At 62.5% G+C, this 18,325-nt stretch carries 19 protein-coding genes; 10 read left to right on the forward strand and 9 right to left on the reverse strand.

Going from position 1 to position 18,325, the window contains the following annotated elements; translation table 11 throughout:
- Positions 1-183: 183 nt before the first annotated feature.
- Positions 184-1,101 carry an extensin family protein gene (locus EN807_RS11310; RefSeq protein ID WP_246684063.1) on the reverse strand — a complete coding sequence of 306 codons (918 nt, stop codon included), beginning with the start codon at positions 1,099-1,101 and terminating at the stop codon, positions 184-186.
- Here EN807_RS11310 and EN807_RS36450 point away from each other — a divergent pair.
- Positions 1,007-1,216: a hypothetical protein gene (locus EN807_RS36450; protein ID WP_246684162.1), complete on the forward strand. Its 210-nt coding sequence runs from the start codon at positions 1,007-1,009 to the stop codon at positions 1,214-1,216. The two genes, EN807_RS11310 and EN807_RS36450, sit on opposite strands and share 95 nt — an antisense overlap.
- Positions 1,217-1,281: 65 nt before the next feature.
- Here the strand turns inward: EN807_RS36450 and EN807_RS11315 are convergent, their stop codons facing one another.
- Positions 1,282-1,707, reverse strand: a complete 426-nt coding sequence (locus EN807_RS11315; protein WP_135934976.1) for a DUF3775 domain-containing protein — start codon at positions 1,705-1,707, stop codon at positions 1,282-1,284.
- Positions 1,708-1,905: 198 nt separating this feature from the next.
- Here EN807_RS11315 and EN807_RS11320 point away from each other — a divergent pair, with 198 nt between their 5' ends.
- Positions 1,906-2,445: a tetratricopeptide repeat protein gene (locus tag EN807_RS11320; RefSeq protein WP_135934977.1), complete on the forward strand. Its 540-nt coding sequence runs from the start codon at positions 1,906-1,908 to the stop codon at positions 2,443-2,445.
- Positions 2,446-2,730: 285 nt separating this feature from the next.
- On the forward strand, positions 2,731-3,204 hold the full coding sequence (gene greA / locus EN807_RS11325; protein ID WP_065012064.1) for a transcription elongation factor GreA: 474 nt from the start codon (positions 2,731-2,733) through the stop codon (positions 3,202-3,204).
- A 123-nt stretch (positions 3,205-3,327) separates the two neighbouring features.
- On the opposite strand, the gene waaC is transcribed toward greA, so the two are convergent.
- From waaC to rfaD, 3 genes are read right to left on the reverse strand one after another with little or no spacing between them, the layout of a single operon-like run.
- Positions 3,328-4,314 (reverse strand): lipopolysaccharide heptosyltransferase I, encoded by a 987-nt coding sequence (gene waaC / locus EN807_RS11330; protein ID WP_135934978.1) that lies wholly within the window; start codon positions 4,312-4,314, stop codon positions 3,328-3,330.
- Positions 4,311-5,318, reverse strand: a complete 1,008-nt coding sequence (waaF, locus tag EN807_RS11335; RefSeq protein WP_135934979.1) for a lipopolysaccharide heptosyltransferase II — start codon at positions 5,316-5,318, stop codon at positions 4,311-4,313. The genes waaC and waaF overlap by 4 nt, the downstream gene beginning before the upstream one ends.
- Positions 5,291-6,241, reverse strand: a complete 951-nt coding sequence (gene rfaD / locus EN807_RS11340) for an ADP-glyceromanno-heptose 6-epimerase (protein WP_127317514.1) — start codon at positions 6,239-6,241, stop codon at positions 5,291-5,293. The genes waaF and rfaD overlap by 28 nt, the downstream gene beginning before the upstream one ends.
- A gap of 165 nt (positions 6,242-6,406) precedes the next feature.
- Here rfaD and EN807_RS11345 point away from each other — a divergent pair, with 165 nt between their 5' ends.
- The 4 genes from EN807_RS11345 to EN807_RS11360 all read left to right on the forward strand — a co-directional run bounded on the left by EN807_RS11345 (position 6,407) and on the right by EN807_RS11360 (position 9,918).
- Positions 6,407-7,039: a LysE family translocator gene (locus EN807_RS11345; protein WP_135934980.1), complete on the forward strand. Its 633-nt coding sequence runs from the start codon at positions 6,407-6,409 to the stop codon at positions 7,037-7,039.
- Between the two features lie 150 nt (positions 7,040-7,189).
- Positions 7,190-8,680: a D-glycero-beta-D-manno-heptose-7-phosphate kinase gene (rfaE1, locus tag EN807_RS11350; RefSeq protein ID WP_135934981.1), complete on the forward strand. Its 1,491-nt coding sequence runs from the start codon at positions 7,190-7,192 to the stop codon at positions 8,678-8,680.
- Between the two features lie 7 nt (positions 8,681-8,687).
- On the forward strand, positions 8,688-9,260 hold the full coding sequence (locus EN807_RS11355; RefSeq protein WP_128204612.1) for an SIS domain-containing protein: 573 nt from the start codon (positions 8,688-8,690) through the stop codon (positions 9,258-9,260).
- Positions 9,253-9,918: an HAD family hydrolase gene (locus EN807_RS11360; RefSeq protein ID WP_135934982.1), complete on the forward strand. Its 666-nt coding sequence runs from the start codon at positions 9,253-9,255 to the stop codon at positions 9,916-9,918. Before EN807_RS11355 ends, EN807_RS11360 begins: the two co-directional genes overlap by 8 nt.
- Here the strand turns inward: EN807_RS11360 and EN807_RS11365 are convergent.
- The gene (locus EN807_RS11365; protein ID WP_135934983.1) at positions 9,915-10,400 is read right to left on the reverse strand and encodes an Lrp/AsnC family transcriptional regulator; all 486 of its coding nucleotides are present in this window, start codon (positions 10,398-10,400) and stop codon (positions 9,915-9,917) included. The genes EN807_RS11360 and EN807_RS11365 overlap by 4 nt on opposite strands.
- 498 nt (positions 10,401-10,898) lie before the next feature.
- Between EN807_RS11365 and trxB the strand changes: the two genes are divergently transcribed.
- Positions 10,899-11,873: a thioredoxin-disulfide reductase gene (trxB, locus tag EN807_RS11370; protein WP_135934984.1), complete on the forward strand. Its 975-nt coding sequence runs from the start codon at positions 10,899-10,901 to the stop codon at positions 11,871-11,873.
- Positions 11,874-11,946: 73 nt separating this feature from the next.
- Positions 11,947-12,843: a LysR family transcriptional regulator gene (locus EN807_RS11375; protein ID WP_023799796.1), complete on the forward strand. Its 897-nt coding sequence runs from the start codon at positions 11,947-11,949 to the stop codon at positions 12,841-12,843.
- A gap of 45 nt (positions 12,844-12,888) precedes the next feature.
- On the opposite strand, the gene EN807_RS11380 is transcribed toward EN807_RS11375, so the two are convergent.
- Complete coding sequence (locus tag EN807_RS11380; RefSeq protein WP_135934985.1) at positions 12,889-13,389, reverse strand: isoprenylcysteine carboxylmethyltransferase family protein; 501 nt, start codon at positions 13,387-13,389, stop codon at positions 12,889-12,891.
- 824 nt (positions 13,390-14,213) lie between these two features.
- Positions 14,214-16,265 (reverse strand): elongation factor G, encoded by a 2,052-nt coding sequence (locus EN807_RS11385; protein ID WP_135934986.1) that lies wholly within the window; start codon positions 16,263-16,265, stop codon positions 14,214-14,216.
- Between the two features lie 345 nt (positions 16,266-16,610).
- Here EN807_RS11385 and EN807_RS11390 point away from each other — a divergent pair, with 345 nt between their 5' ends.
- Entirely contained in the window at positions 16,611-17,006 is a 396-nt protein-coding gene (locus EN807_RS11390) for a cupin domain-containing protein (RefSeq protein WP_095519142.1), read from the forward strand.
- Between the two features lie 59 nt (positions 17,007-17,065).
- Here EN807_RS11390 and EN807_RS11395 read toward each other — a convergent pair whose 3' ends face one another.
- The gene (locus tag EN807_RS11395; protein ID WP_135934987.1) at positions 17,066-18,268 is read right to left on the reverse strand and encodes a pyridoxal phosphate-dependent aminotransferase; all 1,203 of its coding nucleotides are present in this window, start codon (positions 18,266-18,268) and stop codon (positions 17,066-17,068) included.
- Positions 18,269-18,325: the final 57 nt, after the last annotated feature.

Genomic DNA, 18,325 nt, shown 5'->3' on the forward strand with positions numbered 1-18,325 from the left:
ATCAGGCTCTGTCTCGTTGTTTGATCATGATCTTTCTCCGAAAACCGGATCCCACTTTTCGCTGACGCGGACCTGCGGTTCGGGATCATGATCAGATGAGACAGAGCTTAACCGCCAAGAGTAAAGGAAAAATCAGCGGCCGCGTTTACGGCTGCGGCCAAATTGCGGCGCGCATTCCGGTCGTCACTGGCAGAAGGTGCCGCCGTTGCGGCGCGGTGCAAGATCGAGATGGAGATGCAGCGAATGATCCGCATCGCTGCCCGGGCCGAGCACGGTCTTGAACGGTCCGCAAGCTGCCTTGCGCACCGCGTTCAGGAACTTCGCGTCCTTTTCCGGCGGCACTGGGCCGACGTCGATCCTTCTCCCGTTCGACAAGGTGAAGCTCGCGATATCGAGCGCGTTGCCGAAGGCGTGCTCCGACAATTTCCCGCCGCCATTGCGTTGTCGGCAGACAAAGGCGGATGCTTGGCCGACCGACTTCAGTTCGGCGCCGAGCTCAGCCTTGGCCGCCGGCTGGATGATATCGGTAGCGAAGCGCGCGGCGGCCTCGGCCATCTGGCAGTTCAGCTCGGTTTCGGGGCTGATATCCAATGACTTGCCCAGCGTCTTTAGCGCGATCGGATAGGGGATAGAGCAGCCGACCGCCGCATCGTGCTCGGCCTTGCGTTCCTCGAAGTCGACACCCATCGACTTCAGCCGCCTGCGGCAAGCAAGTTCCTCGTCCGGCATTTTTTCCTGCGGCACAGAGGCCGAGCGCGGGTCGGGAGGGAATTCTTTCTCCTGCGCTTGCGCCGGCTTCTCCGGTGTTTTCGGGACGGTGGCCGGTGGTTCGGCCTCGGCTGGCTTTTCGCTCGGCGTTGGAGCGATTGCCGGCGGCTCCGGCCGGGCTTCCTTATGCTGGTCCGACGTCTGCTGGTCCATTTTGTCGGTCGCAGGTTGATCCGCAGGGCGCGGTTCGGGAACCGGCACGTCGGCAGGTGCGGTTTCTTGCGCCGATTGCGATCGATTGAGCTCCGGGACGGGCACGGTTTCAGGCAATTCCGGAGCTTGGGCCAGGGCCGCTCCTGCGGACAGCACCGCCGACGTCAAAGGCAGCGCCAATCTGTTCAATCCGGCCAATCTGTTCAATCCGGCCAATCTGATCAATGTGGCCAATCTGATCAATGTGGCCAATCTGATCAATGTGGGAGGGGTCAGCGCCGCCATCCGCCGTTAACGGTGAGCGAATGCGGAAGTTGCCTGAACGAGAGTCTTGGCCGATCACGAACGGTAACCGCGGTGTTACGCACCGATCGCTTCCAGCCCTTCCTCCAGCCAGTCGGCCAAGAGCGGCATGCCGAGCAGATATTTCGCCGTGCGCTTGTTCGCGCGCTCGCGCGCGGCCGTCAGCGCGTCCGCCCATTCCGAAGCGTCATAGTCGCCGCGGCCAACCCATGCCAGGGCGACGAGTTCGGCCGCCTCGTCCACATTGAGGTCGTTGATCAGTTCGCGCAATTCTTCTTCGGTGAGGTTTTCGGAACTTTCCTCGACGAGACCGTCATGATGATGATTGTCATGCGCCTCGCCGTCGAGTTCTACCTCGTGCTCGGCGCCATCGGCATAGTCTTCGTTGACGGCGGCGCTCAGCGCCTTCGCCTTTAGGATGAACAGGCGCACCGTGTCGGGACCGATCGAAAGCTCCCATTCCTTTTCAAGGCGCCGCCGCACTGGCCTTCTCCGTACACTCCGTTTGCTGTATGTTGGATGATAGCGAATTTGCAGCGCTCGTCACGTCACGTTCGGCTCTTCAATTTTGCGGCCGGCACCGACCGTTTCTAGAAGGTTTCAGCGGTTACGACTTTTTCCGGGATGAAACGGCTTTTGCTTGGCGTTAGTCCTGCATTGTCATGCTTCAAGGAGGGTTAGATGCGCAGACGATTGCTGATCCAGGTTCTGGCGGTTGCCGCCCTGCCGCTATTTGCTGTTCCGGTGTTTTCGGCCGGTGAAGGTGGAGGCGGTGGCAATGGCGGCCAGACGACACAGTGCAAGAAAGGCATGGTCTGGGACAAGAAGCTGAAGAAATGCGTTGCGCCCAAGCAAGGCATGCTGGACGACGACAACATCTATGAAGCCGGCCGCGCGCTGGCGATGGCCGGACGTTATGACGAGGCGATCGCCGTGCTCAGCCTGGCTGCGGACAAGAAAGACCCTCGCATCCTCAACTACCTCGGCTACTCGCACCGCCATTCCGGACGCGTCACCGTCGGTCTCGGCTATTACGAGGAAGCGCTGCGCATCGATCCGAACTATACGCTGGTACGTGAATATCTCGGCGAGGCGCATCTGCAGATCGGCGATCTCGCCGGCGCCCAGGAACAGCTCCGCGAGATCGAGAAGCGCACCGGCAAGGGATCTCGTGAATACGGCATGCTGTCTGAGCAGATAGACCGTTTCATGAAGAGCTGATTCGAAGCCCAAAACACTCCTCACTCCGGCTGTGAGCAATCGCAGCCGGTTCTTTTTACCGCTCGCCCGGCCAGCCGTGCTGCCGTGACGGCATTTAAAAAAAAGGGCGGGTGAATTTTTCAAAACCGATTTTTTGGCGTGAAAAACCCACGAAGATTGCTATATTGGGGGAAATTGCGGTGAGACGGTTCCGTTAGCCCGAGGCTGCCGGACCGTTTTCTTTTTGTACCCATCGACAAGGTCGCTCCCGGAATGCGGGGGCGGCGGCAGGAAAGGTCAGGCATCATGAACAAGGTCCCGATGACAGGCGAGGGGTTCGCGTCATTGAAGGAAGAACTGCGCTGGCGCCAGCAGGAAGAGCGGCCGCGCATCATCGAAGCGATCTCCGAAGCGCGCTCGCATGGCGATCTTTCCGAGAATGCCGAGTACCACGCGGCGAAAGAGGCGCAGAGCCTCAATGAGGGTCGCGTCAATGAGCTCGAGGACTTCATCGCCCGTGCCGAGGTGATCGATGTCACCAAGCTCAGCGGCGAAAAGGTCAAGTTCGGCGCGACCGTGGTGCTGGTCGACGAGGACACGGAAGAGAAGAAGACCTACCAGATCGTCGGCGACCAGGAAGCGGATGTGAAGTCGGGCCGCATCTCGATCTCCTCGCCGATCGCGCGGGCGCTGATCGGCAAGGAAGTCGGCGATGCGATCGAGGTCAACGCGCCAGGCGGTGCGCGGGGCTATGAGATCGTCCAGGTGCAGTTCATCTAGGGGTAGAGCGGGCAGGATTTGTCCTGAATCGCACTGTTTTAGCCCGAGGTTTGCGCTGCCCCTCATCGCCGGCAGGCGGATGAGGGGCGGCGCCGACCTTTCCATTTGGATTGATTCAATAAATCAACGTCTTCCGGTTGTCAGATCGTGCGCTTGGCGCTCCATAAGCCTCTCTGCCTCCGCCACCACTTCCGCAGGCACGACACGGCCGCCGGGCGCGGCCAGCAGCGTTGACGAGAACGGCCCGCGCGGGCCGGTCAGGCCGGGTTCTGTCGCCAGAAACACCGCGACCGTCGGCAGGCCGAAGGCACTGGCGAGGTGGGTGAGACCGGTGTCCGCGCCGATGACCAGCACCGATCGGCCGATGATCGCGGCGATCTCGGCAAGCGGTGATTTCGGCACCAGCACGGTCTGCGGAACGGCTTGGGCGATCGCCTCGGCAATCGCCTTTTCCCTGTCGTTAGACCAGGTGGTGACCGGCGTCATTCCTCTTCCCACGAGAAGCCGGGCAGTTTCGATCCAGTCGCCGACCGGCCATTTCTTGTCCTCGCGGCTGGTGCCATGCAGCAGGAAGGCGGTTTTTTCGCCGACAAAATTCGAACCGCCGGCCGGCGGCACGATGCCGGATTCGAGCCCGGAAAAATCCGGTTCATAGCCGAGCGCCAGCCCGAACAGCCGTCTTGTGCGTTCTATGGCGTGCAGATCGCGCGGCACAGCGTAGCGGCGGTCGTAGAACAAAGTCGCCGAAGGCTCGCGAGCGCTCGACCGGTCGAAGCCGGCGATCGGCGCCGCGGCCTGTTTCGCCACCAGGGCCGACTTCGCCAATCCTTGCGCGTCGACGACGAGATCGTAGCGGCAATCCCGCAAGGCGCGGCGCAATCCCGCTGCCTCGCGCCATGTGCCGCGGCCGAGTGGGCTTGTGCGCCAGCGCCGGATTGCCACTGTGTGGATGGTTGCGATCGCCGGATGCAGCGCCACGATGCCGGCAAAAGCCTCTTCCACACACCAGTCGAGCGACACATCCGGCCGGTTGCGGCGCGCATCCTCGACGGCCGGAAAGGTGTGGATGACGTCACCCATCGAGGATGTCTTGACGATGAGCACCCTCATGCGGCGGCCGGCATTTCCAGCAGCCGTTCCGCCGCTGCCGCGACCTGTGCCACCTCGAGCGTGCTCAGGCAATTGAGATGGCCGAGCGGGCAGATTTTCCGGTGGCAGGGCGAACAGGACAGGCCGAGCCAGACCAGTTCGCGCTGCTCGGCGAGGGGCGGCGTATTCTGCGGCGAGGTCGAGCCGTAGACGGCAACGATCGGCGTGCCGACCGCGGCGGCAACATGCATCAGCCCACTGTCGTTCGACACCGCAAGCCTGGCGGCGGAGATCAGGTCGATGGCGTCCTCCAGCCGCGTTTGGCCGGCGAGATCGACGACGCCAGGTGCAAGCGTGGCGATTTCCGCCGTTACGTCGGCGTCGTTCTTCGATCCGAACAGCGCGACCTCAAAACCTTTGGTCATCATGTCGCGGGCAAGGCCGGCATAGCGTTCGCTCGGCCAGCGTTTGGCGGGCCCGAACTCGGCGCCGGGCATCAGCGCGACAAATTTTTTCGCCTCCAGCCCGAAGCGGCCCAGCAATTCCGCCTGGTTTTTTGTATCGACAGCGAGCTTGGGAGCGCGGAACGTGCCCCCTTGCGCGAGGCCGAAATAGGCCTGCGCCGTGCGCCGTTTCAAATGGTCGGGCAAGGGAACGATATCGGTCAGCAGCCCGTAGCGCATTTCCTTGAGATGGCCGACGCGGCGCGGAATGCGGGCAAAGAAGGGGACGAGCGCCGACTTCCAGCTCCCAGGCATGACATAGGCGATGCCGTAGTGGCCGCGCAGCAGGCGGCCGAAGCGCCTTCGCATGCGGAATTCCAGCGCGCCGGATTTCGGCGGCAGATCGATCTGCTGGCGTATTTCGGGCATGCGCTTGACCAGTGGCGCCGCCCATGCCGGGGCCAGCACATCGATCGCGGCGTGCGGGTGAAGCTCTCTTAGCGCCGAGAACAGGCACTGCGCCATCACCATGTCGCCCACCCAGCGTGGGCCGATCACGAGGATCGTTGGGCTTTCAGCCATTCGACATAGTCTCTGACGCCGGTTTCCACTGTGCGAAACTGACCATTGTAACCGGCGGCGCGCAACCGGGACATATCAGCTTGCGTAAAACTCTGGTAGCTGCCCTTGAGGTGGTCGGGGAAGTCGATGAACTCGATCTCGCCTTTGCCCAGCGTGCCGATCACCGTTTCGGCAATGGCGCGGAACGGCTGGGCAAGGCCGGTGCCGCAGTTGAAGATGCCGCTTGAGCCCCGTTTCCACAACCACAGATTGACGTCGGCAACGTCGCCGACATGGATGAAATCGCGGCTCTGCTCGCCAGGTCCGAAACCGTCATAGGCGCCGAACAGTTTCGGGTTCTGGCCTTGCTCGACCTGATTGAACAGATGGAAGGCGACCGAGGCCATGGCGCCCTTGTGCGCCTCGCGTGGCCCATAGACGTTGAAATAGCGCAGGCCCGCCACCGGCGAATGATCGGTATCGAAGACGGTGCGGCGGACATAGTCGTCGAACAGCTTCTTTGAGTAGGCATAGGCATTGAGCGGGCGCTCGCATTCCGGCTCCTCGCGAAACTCGGCGCCGCCGCCGTAGACCGAAGCTGAGGAGGCATAGAGGAAAGGCAGCCGCAGTGCCAGGCAGGCATGCAGCAGCCGCTTCGAATAGGCGTAGTTCACCTCCATCATGAACTTGCCGTTCCATTCGGTGGTGGTCGAGCAGGCGCCCTGGTGAAAGACGGCCTCGATGCGGCCGAGGTCCCCGGCCTCCATCCGCGGCAGGAAATCGTCCTTGTCGAGATAATCGGCGATCTGGAGGTCGGCGAGATTGGCGATCTTGTGGCCGTCGGTCAGGTCGTCGACGACGACGATGTCGCTGATCCCTTCGGCATTGAGCGCGGCGACGATGTTTGAGCCGATCATGCCGGCGCCGCCCGTAACGATGATCATGAAAGCCTCTGGTATCTTATGCCGATTCCGGCCCTTATAGGGGAGGCTTGCGAGGCTGTCGATAAAGCAGGTCGCAATCCGGCGGTTGGATGAGCGCCACAGTGCCGCCGCAAAGCTCTCGCTTCAGTCGGCGATCCACCGGCGAAGCGTGACAGGAGCAAGGCAATGCCGTCGACCGAACTGCTCATCGCCTTTTTCGCCACCACCGCGATCTTTGCCTACATCCCCGGTCCGGCGATGCTTTACGCTGCTGCACAAACCATGGCGCGCGGCCGTTGGTCCGGCTTGACGGCGGCGTTGGGTATCCATCTTGGCGGCTATGTGCATGTCATTGCGGCCGCAGCCGGGTTGTCCGTGCTTTTCCACGCCGTGCCGACGCTCTACGTTGCGGTCAAACTGGCCGGCGCACTCTATCTGATCTGGCTGGGCGTCTCGCTGTTCCGCGCCAGGGCGCAAGACGATGCTGTTATGCCGGGCATTGAGCCGAAATCCGCCCGCCGCGCCTTTTTCGAGAGCATCACCGTCGAGGTGCTCAATCCCAAGACAGCGATCTTCTTCATGGCGTTCCTGCCGCAATTCATCGACGCGTCGGCGACATTTCCCGTCTGGCTCCAATTCCTTGTCCTCGGGACGATCGTCAATCTGATGTTCTCTTCGGCGGATGTCATGTGCGTGGTGCTGGCAGGTGCGATGGTCACCAGGCTGCGGCGCTCGAGCCACGCGCAGCGCCTTATGCGGCGTGCGGGCGGTGCGGTGCTCGTCGGATTGGGCGTTCATGTGGCTTTGCAGAAAAGCTGATCCGTCAACCGGCGTTGGCTGTGATCCGCTCGGCGCGCCTGCCGTTGCGCTGGGCCGAATTGCGGTATATCCGCTTCGCCATGAACGACCAGCCCTGCCAGTCCAGCGTTTTAACATCGGGACCGGCTCTCATTGCACGTCGCGGATGACATGAGCGAGCAATACCTGCCTTCTCCCGAACCCCTTCACCGCGCCATCTCGCGATTCGGCAACGTCACCGTGCTTGTGGTCGGCGACTTCATTCTCGACCGTTTCGTCAACGGCGTCATCGAGCGGATTTCGCCTGAGGCGCCCATTCCGGTGCTGCGCGGGCGTGGCGAAACGTCGGCGATGGGCGGCGCCGGCAATGTCGTCGCCAACATCGTCTCGCTCGGGGCCGCCGCGATACCGGTCTCGGTGATCGGCGCCGATCAGGCCGGCGACAATCTGATGCGCATTCTCGCCGAGTTTGGCGTCGACACTGGCGGCCTCGCGCAGGACGCGAACCGGATGACCTCGTCGAAAAGCCGCTTCAGCGCGCTCAACCAGCAGGTGCTGCGCTTCGACGAAGAGGAAATCAAGCCGCTGAGCGACGCGGAGCGGGCGACGCTGATCCGGCATTTCCGCGCCGCGCTCGCGCAAGCCGACATCGTTATCCTGTCCGACTACGGCAAGGGCATGTTGCTCGACGGCGTCGCCGGCGAGCTGATCTCGATCTGCCGCGAGGCGGGAAAGCCGGTGCTTGTCGACCCCAAGGGCCGCAATTATGCGTGCTATGCCGGGGCGACGGCGATCACGCCCAATCGCAAGGAACTCGGCGAAGCGGTCGGACGCGCGGTGTTTGGCGATGACGAGATCGTGGCCGCGGCACGTGAGCTGATCTCGGCACACGGCTTCGATTTCGTCGTCGCGACGCGCAGCGAAAAGGGCATGAGCGTCGTCGGCTCGGACGATGCCCGCCACATCGCCACGCAGGCGCGGGAAGTGTTCGACGTTTCAGGCGCCGGCGATACTGTCATCGCGACGTTTGCGCTGGCTCTGGCTGCGGGCGCCGACCGCGTCATTGCCGCCGCCATTGCCAACGCGGCGGGTGGCGTGGTGGTTGGAAAGCGCGGCACCGCGCGGCTGACGGTCGAAGAGCTTACCGGCGCGCTGTTTCGCTCGCACGGACCGATTGCCCATAAGGACGCGATCCTCGATGCCGCTGCCGCCGCACGGTTGGTGGCGACGTGGAAGGACGAAGGCCTGAGCGTCGGTTTCACCAATGGCTGCTTCGATATCCTTCACGCAGGCCATGTCAGCCTTTTGCATGCGGCACGCAGCCAATGCGATCGACTGGTTCTCGGCCTCAACAGCGATGCCTCGGTGCGCCGGCTGAAAGGGCCAGGGCGCCCGGTCAACGACGAGCATGACCGGGCCTGCGTGCTGGCGGCGCTTGCCTCGGTCGATGCCGTCGTCGTCTTCGAGGAGGACACGCCGCTCGCGCTGATCGAGGCGCTCAAGCCCGACATACTGGTCAAGGGCGCCGACTATACGATCGATCAGGTGGTCGGTGCCGAAATCGTGCAAAAGGCGGGCGGCCGCGTCGTGCTGGTCGATCTCGTCGTCGGCAAGAGCACGACCGGCACGATCGGCAAGTTGCGCGCCGGCAGTACAAACTGAGGTTTTCATGTCCGAACTGAACGAATACCTGGTCCGCTCGGCGGCCGCGATCACCGCGATGGTCGAGCGCGACCTCACCAGCGAGATGGAGCGGGCGGTGACCGCCGTCGTCGCGGCGCTTTCTCAAGGCAAGGCGCTGCTGATCTGCGGCAATGGCGGTTCGGCCAGCGACGCCATCCACATCGCCGGCGAACTGGTCGGCCGCTTCCTGAAGGAGCGCAAGGCCTACCACGTCATCGCGCTGCCGGCCAATGCGGCGGTGCTGACCGCCTGGGGCAATGATTACGGCTTCGACACGGTGTTCTCACGCCAGGTCGAGGCACATGGCGCGGCGGGTGCTGTGCTGCTCGCCATCTCGACCAGCGGCAACTCGGCCAGCATCCTTGCCGCCGCCGAACAAGCGCGCATGATGGACATGACGGTGATCAGCCTGACCGGCGACACCGGCGGCAAGCTCAAGCCGCTCTCCGACATCCTGCTCAACGTGCCCTCGACCTCGACACCGATCATCCAGCAGGGGCATCTTTGTCTCTATCATCATCTGTGCGAAATGGTGGAAGCGCGCCTCTGTGATGGCTGACAGGGACGCTGTCACGACCTCGCAGCCGTATCCGCTCGAAGAGCCTGGGCTCTGGGTCGAACGGATCGGTACTGCGGCCTTTCCAACTGGCACGCCGGCGCTGTTCCTCGACCGCGACGGCACCATCAACGTCGATAGCGGCTATCCCAGCGATCCGGCCGACATAGTGCTGCGGCCGGAGATGCTGCCGGTGATCCGAACGGCCAACATCGTCGGCCTTCCCGCGATCGTAGTCTCCAACCAGTCAGGCATTGCCCGCGGCTATTTCGGCTGGCCGGATTTCGCCGCAGTCAATGCCTGGCTGCTATCGCTTCTCGAAACGCAGAATTGCCGGATCGATCTGGTGCTCGCCTGCGCCTACCATTCGAGCGGGACGGGTGAACTCGCAGTAGGTGACCATCCGATGCGCAAGCCCAATCCGGGCATGCTTCTGCGCGCCCGCGATCTGCTGGCAGTGGATATCGGCCGATCGATCATCGTCGGCGACAAGGCCGATGACATGGAAGCCGGCCGGCGAGCCGGGCTATGCGAAGGCTGGCTGGTGCACGGCAGATCCAATCGGACTTCTGGCGATGGTATGTTCGCGACGCGCAAACTGACGACCTGCAACGACCACAGCAAACTCTGCGAGGCCATCGCCGAACTCGGCAGGGATTAGGTTCTCATTTCCCTGAAAGCCACCAGGCCCTCATCCTTGACGCGGCGAATGGTCAGCGCGGTGCGCACCGTATCGACATTCGGCGCCGAGGCCAGTTGCTCGATGACGAAAGTCTGGAAGGTGCCGAGGTCGCTCGCCACGCAATGCAGCAGGAAGTCGGATTCGCCCGACACCATCCAGGCGTCGCGCACGATCGGCCAACCGCGGGTGCGTTCGGCGAAGGTTTTCAGCTCCGCATCGGCCTGGTGATGCAGGCCGATAAGGCAGAAGGCGACGACATCCAGGCCGAGCGCCGGCGCATTGAGCAGGGCGCGATAGCCGCGGATAATGCCGGTCTCTTCCAGCCGCCTGACACGGCGCAGGCATGGCGGCGCCGAAATGCCGACGCGGCCGGACAGCTCGACATTGGTCATTCGCCCGTCGTGCTGAAGCTCGCGCAGGATCTTCCAGTCGATGGCGTCGAGATCGGCTTTGAGCGGCATGGATACCTCGGCGCTTCACGCAAGAATCTTTCGTGATTTTGTAATTAAACCACTTCGGTGTCCATTCCATCCCTTCAGAGACCGTTTGGAAACTCTACTCTGGCGGCCATCTGATGGCGTTTTCTGCGCTTCCGGTGCTCACGGACCAGCGCATGACCCCGGAAACCGATTTCGGTTTCCGGAAAGGATCATGCGCAAATGCAAAGTGTTAGAGCGTCCTTTGCGCGTCCAATTAGACGCGCAGCACTCTAATGTCCGCTGCGCTCGAAACCACCACCATATGACTCGCCGGAGCGAATTTCGAAACAGTCGCTAAGTCGGTGATTTCTGGACAGTCACCGCGCAAGATGTTCATGGATCGTCTGTTTGTGCGGAAGCTTTCCGGGGACGACGGCGCGGTCGTCTTGCTGGCGTCGCCTGCAACACCTAGATTAGGGGCCGATATCGATCCCTGTGCCGGACGCTTCATTCGCGTCCGGTTGTTGTGAAAGCCCGTCCATGACCACCAAGCACGCGCCTGTTCTCATCATCGGCTCCGGTCCCGCCGGCTATACGGCGGCAATCTACGCCGCCCGCGCCCTGCTGAAGCCGATGCTCGTCGCCGGCCTGCAGCAGGGCGGTCAGTTGATGATCACCACCGATGTCGAAAACTATCCGGGCTTCGCCGATCCGATTCAGGGTCCGTGGCTGATGGAACAAATGCTGAAGCAGGCCGAGCATGTCGGCACCGACGTCATCAACGACATCATCACTGAGGTCGACCTCAATGTGCGGCCGTTCCGCGCCAAGGGCGATTCCGGCACCACCTATACGGCCGACGCGCTGATCATCGCCACCGGCGCGCAGGCGAAATGGCTGGGTATCCCGAGCGAACAGACCTTCATGGGCTTCGGCGTATCGGCCTGCGCTACCTGCGACGGCTTCTTCTATCGCGGCAAGGATGTCGCCGTGATCGGCGGCGGCAATTCGGCGGTGGAGGAGGCGCTCTATCTTTCCAATCTGGCAAAGAGCGTGACGGTCATCCACCGGCGCAGCGACTTCCGCGCCGAGCGCATCCTGAGCGAGCGGCTGTTCAAGAAGGACAATGTCCGCGTCATCTGGGACACCGTCGTCGACGAGATCACCGGTCAGTCCGGCAAGATGCCGCTGCCGCCGTCGGTGGAGGGACTGAAGCTGCGCAATCTGGTGACCGGCCAGGAGATGCATCTGACGGTCGACGGCGTATTCGTGGCGATCGGCCATGCGCCGGCGGTTGAGCTGTTCGCTGGCAAGCTGAAGCAGAAGCCGAACGGCTATCTGTGGACGGCGCCGGATTCGACCTGCACCGACGTGCCGGGCGTGTTCGCCGCCGGCGACGTGACCGACGACATCTACCGCCAGGCAGTGACGGCGGCGGGGCTCGGCTGCATGGCCGCGCTCGAGGCGGAAAAGTACCTCGCCGGGATCGAAGTTCACCGCGAAGCGGCGGAGTAAGGAAGCGGCCGAGAAAAGCCGCGCAAAAGCCTGATTTTTCATTCAAACGCCAAAAAACAGAGCGAGGGGCATCATGGCGTTGGACTGGGACAAGCTACGCGTGTTTCACGCTGCGGCGGAAGCTGGGTCGTTCACCCATGCCGCCGAGACACTGCATCTGTCGCAATCGGCGATCTCGCGGCAGGTCAGCGCGCTCGAACATGACGTCGGCGTGCCGCTGTTCAATCGCCATGCCCGCGGCCTGGTGCTGACCGAGCAGGGTGAGATGCTGTTCCGCACGGCGCATGACGTGCTGATGAAGCTGGAGACGATCAAGTCGCGGCTGACCGAGGCCAAGGATCGGCCCTCCGGCGTGCTCAGGGTGACGACCACGGTCGGGCTCGGTGCGGGCTGGCTGACCGAGCGCGTGCAGGAATTCATCGAGCTCTATCCCGAGATCAGCCTGCAGTTGATCCTGGCGAACGAGGAACTCGACCTCACCATGCGCCGGGCGGACTGCGCGATCCGGCTGCGCCAGCCGCAGCAGCCTGATCTCATCCAGCGCCGCCTGTTCACCGTGCATTTCCATCTCTACGCCGCGCCTTCTTACGTCAACAAGTATGGCAAGCCGGCGTCGATCGCCGAGTTGAAGAGCCATCGCATCGTCACCTTCGGCGTGCCGGTGCCGGCGCATTTGTCGGAATTGAACTGGCTGGAAACGGTCGGCGATTTCGAAGGCGGGCAAAGGGTGCCGACGCTGCAGATCAACGACATATTGTCGATAAAGCGCGCGGTACAGGGTGGCGCCGGCATCGCCATGCTGCCCGACTATGTGGTCAGCAAGGACTCAGGGCTGGTGCAATTGCTGCCGGAGACCGAAGTGCCGTCCTTCGACACCTATTTCGCTTATCCCGATGCGATGAAGAACCAGGCGAAACTGCACGTCTTCCGCGATTTCATTATCGCCAAGGCCCGAAGCTGGTCGTTCTAACCTTCAGAAAATCGCTCCCCGCCTTGCACCGTCGACGATCAGCTCTTACGGGCCGCGCCATGGGGTCAGGCGGGGCAGCCAGCCTGGGACGGCGCGGCGGTAGGCCTCGTAGCCGGCGCCATAGCGGCGGGCAAGCGTCGGTTCCTCGTAGTACTTCACGAACGAGACCATGGCGATGGCGGCGATAGTGGCATAGGCGACGAGAGCCCAGCTCGAAAACAGCAGTGCCTGGCCAAGGATGATCGACAGCACCGCCACATACATCGGGTTGCGGACATGGCGGTAGATACCACCGACAACCAGTCGCTCGGTCGGCGCGACCGGGGCGGGCGTGCCCAGGCCTTCGAAAGCAAAACGGGCGAAGGCATGAAGCAGCAAGGCCGCTGCGACCACAATCAGGACCCAGCCGACCGGGACGAAGCCGGGCTGGGTCGACCATGGCAGACGATAGCGATCGGTCAACAGCCAGGGCAGCAATCCCGCGACCATGCCGGGCGCTGCGATGAAGAATAGCGCGCTGCCGGCGATCGCCTGACGTGTCCTCATCGAGGCTTCCTTCTAGAGCGACGTCCCGTCCACTTGGACGCACAAAATACGCTCAAGCACTTGAAATCTGCGCATCGTGCTTTCCGAAAAGCGATTCCTATCTCGGGCCGATGCGGCTGCTGCAAAAATAAACGCGTATTGCCTGATTCGCCGTCATTCGTTGTTTTTGCGTTCCGGGCCGAGAATTGGCTCTGATTCGCTATTTCCCAACGATCTTTGCCTGGCTGTGCACCGCATTTCGACGATTCTGCTGGTCCTATGAGGCCAAGGAATGGGTTAGACCACAGCCTGTGTCATTTTGCATGCGTGTGTTGCAAAATAGATGCTTGTTTCTTGAGCATGATGAGCACATATATAGATCATCTCCTGGGCGCGTTCTCCTCCCATTAGCGCCCTCGAGTGTTCCCCTCTGGAGGTTAGCCCTAACAGGCACTTCCAATCAAACTCAGCCGGATCTTCATTGATCCGGCTTTTTTGTTGCCCGAAACCTGCTGGCCCTGAGGGAAAGCCGACCGAAATTGTCACGTAACAGTGACATGTAACCTCAGGTAACCTGTCACAGCCGCCCAGCATCGACTAAGCAGATCATAGGACGCGGTGTGGTTCGTGCGGGAGATGGGGGCATCACTCGGGCGATCCGGGCTCAGGCGGCTACCGCGTCCGAACCATTCTTCCGCTGAGGCCGTCAGGCGCTGGCGGCATGTGCGGCGGACCTGCCGTTTCGCCTCCCACGAAGACGGTCCGCAAGAGAGCGGCGTCCGGATCATTGCGGACGCCGTTTCCTTGTGTTCTGCAGCCTGCGATACTGGCGCCAAAATCCAGTGTCAGGCGGCCTTGCCATTGGCGTTCAACGCCTCGTCGGCCAGGCGGCCGGTGAGTTCGGCCATATGGTCGAAGACGGCGCGATAGCTGGCCACGCCCGCGGTAGCCGAACGCAGCTCGATGATCAGGTCGCCGATCTCGGCCTGCGGCATGGTCGCCTCGACGACATCCCATCCCGGCCAGCCGGGCCGCGCATCGTAGCCGAGGATCTGGCCGCGCCGCTGCGGGATCAGGGCGATGATCCTCGACGTGGCGTCGGACGGCGTGACGATCTCGACCTTCATGACCGGTTCGAGCAGCACTGGCGAGCAGGCGGCCATGCCTTCCTTCATCGCCAGCTTCGCCGCCATCTGGAAGGCCATGTCCGACGAATCGACGGCATGATAGGAGCCGTCGGACAGGTTGACGGCGACATCGACCACCGGAAAGCCGAGCGGGCCGGATTTCAGATAATCACGCACGCCGGTCTCGACCGACTGGATGTAGGTTTTCGGCACGGCGCCGCCGGTGATGGTATCGGTGAACTGGAAGCCGGAGCCGCGCGGCAGCGGCTTGATCTCGATCACAACGTCGCCGAACTGGCCATGGCCGCCCGACTGCTTCTTGTGGCGGCCACGCTGCTGCGCCGTTTTGCGGATCGTCTCGCGATAAGGCACGGCCGGCGCATGGCCTTCGACCGGGATCTGGTTCTTGCCCTCCAGCCGCTCGCGCACGACACGCAGATGCATCTCGCCATGGCCTGACAGCACGGTTTCGGCCGAATCCTGATTGTGGCGCAGGCTGAGCGAGGGGTCTTCTTCGGCAAGTCGCTGGATGGCTGCCGACATCTTCACTTCGTCTTTGCGTTCCTTCGGGCGCAGCGCGAAGGCAAAGACCGGCTGCGGCGGCATCAGCGTGACCAGTGGCTTGATGCCGCCCTTTGCCGAGCTCAAGGTCTGACCGGTCGTGACGTCGTCCAGCTTGCCGAGCGCGACTGTGTCGCCGGCCCTGGCCGAGGCGAGCTTGGTCTGGTCCTTGCCGAGCATTTTGTAGATGCCGGAGACTTTTGCCGTGGTGCCATTCGAAAGGAAGAGCTCGGAGGCGTCGGCAAGCTGGCCGGCCAGGATGCGCGAGACCGACAGCTTGCCGCCATGCGCGGTGTGAATGGTCTTCATCACCTGGACCACGGTCGCATTGCCATCAGGTGCACCAAGGCGCTTGCGGGTCGCCTCGACGTCGGGCGCGTCGTGGCGGATCGTCTTCAACAGGCGCAGCACGCCATTGCCCTTCTCGGCGGTGCCGATCAGCACCGGCGTCACCGCGCCGTCACGCAGATCGGCGGCGAGGTCGTCGAAAATCGCGTCCTTCGGCGGCTCAATCTCTTCGAGAAGCTGCTCCATCAACTGGTCGTCATGATCGGCGAGCGTCTCCAGCATGGAAAAGCGCGCTTCCAGTTCGCGCGCCTTGTCGTCGCTGGGAATCTGGGCGACCTCGCTTTCGGCATATTCGCGATAGATGTAGGCTCGCTCCAGAGCGAGATCGATCGAGCCGATGACGACGCCGTTCTTGCGCAGCGGAATCTGGCGAAGCAGCAACGGCACCGAGCTTGCCGGCTGCAGCATCTTCAGCGTGTCGCGCACGCCTGATATCGCCTTATCGACCTTGTTGAGGAACATGATGCGCGGCACGCCGAGATCGTCGAGCTTGCGCATGATCAGCTGCAGGGCAGGGATCTTCTTCTCGTCGGCTTCGGCGACGACCACGGCGATGTCGCAGGCGGCGAGGACCGGCTCTGCCTCGAAGGAGAATTCGATGGAGCCGGGACAATCGACGAAAGTGAGTTGCTCGCCCATGAATTCGGTGGTCGCAAACGTCGCCTCGACGCTCATAGCGTGGGCGCGTGCCTCGGGCGAATGATCGGAAACGGTGTTTCCCGAGGAAACGGGATTCTGGCGGGGAATGGCGCCCATGCGGGCCAAAATGGCTTCGAGAAGTGTCGTCTTACCGCTTGCAAAGGGACCGACTATGGCAATGCATTTCGGTCCCGTGCGTCGTCCTCCGGCGCGAGTTCCCATGACTGACCTCCACTCAGGCGTTTCCCTGGGAGCGGCGGCCGGCCTGTCGACCGTCGCGGGCGGGGCTTTTTCAGTTTGCCACCTACCCAAAGGCATCGTCCCACGGGTGAGCCGGGAGGGCAAGGGATTTGAGGGTCGCCTGATGTCGTAGATGTTGAGCCGTGATCGGCGAAGCCGTCGGATGCGAGCCCAGCCTCCCATCAAGTCCCGCGACAAAGCCCGTCGCCGAACAGCCGCAAAAGCGGTTGCGCCATGATGGTTATCGGACGAAAGTGCCCGCTTCTTGCGACAAAAAGGAACGACCAATCGCCGACCGATCCGCCATCAGCTTGAGGACTCGCGACGATGAAGATCATTGCCTGCGGCAGCGTGCCGACCGCCATTGCGCCGGAAAAGTACTTCACCGGCCGCGTGTGGCAGACGCCGATCATCGAGAAGGAAGCGCCAGCGCGGCTGCGCGCCATCATGGTCAGTTTCGAGCCCGGCGCGCGTACCCACTGGCATACGCATCCGCTGGGCCAGACGCTCTATGTCATATCAGGCGCCGGCCTTGCGCAAAGCTGGGGCGAGCCGGTACAGGCGATCAGGGCCGGCGACGTCATTTCGTTCGCGCCTGATGAAAAGCATTGGCACGGCGCCGGTCCAAAATCGGCGATGGCGCATATCGCCATGCAGGAGGCGCTCGACGACGTCCATGCCGACTGGCTGGAAATGGTGACAGACGAGCAGTATGGCGGCTGAGGCTTTTGAGCCCACCAAACCCGACTGCGAGCCGGGTTTGGTGTTCGAGATGCGCCTGATCAGGTCAGCGAGGCGGTGAAGCGCTGGATGCGCGTGCAGGCCTCCTCGAGCAACGCCTCCGACGTGGCATAGGAGATGCGGAAGTTGGGGCCGAGGCCGAAGGCCGAACCGAACACGACCGCTACGCCCTCGGCCTCGAGCAGCTCCGAGCAGAAGGCTTCGTCGCCGTCGATCACCTTGCCGGCTTTGGTCTTCTTGCCGATCAACTGGGCGCAGGACGGATAGACGTAGAAAGCACCTTCGGGTGACGGACATGTGATGCCGCGCGCCTGATTGAGCATCGATACGACGAGATCGCGCCGAGCCTGGAAGATCGCCTTGTTTTTCGCAATGAAATCCTGCGGACCGTTCAGCGCCTCCACCGATGCCCACTGGGCGATGGTGCAGGCGCCGGAGGTCTGCTGGCCCTGTATCATATCCATCGCCTTGATCAGCGCCACGGGCCCGGCCGCATAGCCGATGCGCCAGCCAGTCATGGCATAGGCCTTCGAGACGCCGTTCATGGTCAGCGTGCGCTCATAAAGCTTCGGCTCGACCTCGGCGATGGTCTTGAAGACGAAGTCACCATAGATCAGGTGCTCGTACATGTCGTCGGTCAGCACCCAGACATCGGGATGCTTCAACAGCACGTTGGCCAGAGCGCGCAATTCAGCCTCGGTGTAGGCGGCGCCCGACGGGTTCGACGGTGAGTTCATCAACAGCCATTTGGTGCGCGGCGTAATCGCCTTTTCCAACGCCGCCGCCGTCAGCTTGAAGCCGTTGTCGATGGAGGTGTCGGCAAATGCCGGGGTGCCGCCGCAGATCGCTACCATCTCGGGATAGCTGACCCAGTACGGCCTCGGAATGATGACCTCGTCGCCGGGATTCAGCGTCGCCATAAAGGCATTGAATAGGATCTGCTTGCCGCCGGTGCCGACGATGGTCTGCTCCGGCCGGTAGTCGAGATTGTTCTCGCGCTTGAATTTTTCGACGATCGCCTCGCGCAGCGGCACGATGCCCGAAACCGGAGGATATTTCGTTTCGCCGCGGCGGATAGCCTCGATCGCAGCGTTCTTGATGTTGTCCGGCGTGTCGAAGTCGGGTTCGCCGGCACCCAACCCGATCACGTCGCGGCCGGCGTTTTTCAGCTCGCGTGCTTTCTGCGTCACCGCGATAGTCGCGGAAGGCTTTACGCGGGAAAGGACGTCAGCAAGAAAGGCCATGACGATGTTATCTCCTTGGGGATGCAGGCGGTCCATCTCGCCGCGGCGCTTCTCATG

The organism is Mesorhizobium sp. M5C.F.Ca.ET.164.01.1.1, from assembly GCF_004792125.1.
In the GTDB taxonomy this organism is placed as follows: Bacteria; Pseudomonadota; Alphaproteobacteria; order Rhizobiales; family Rhizobiaceae; genus Mesorhizobium; species Mesorhizobium wenxiniae.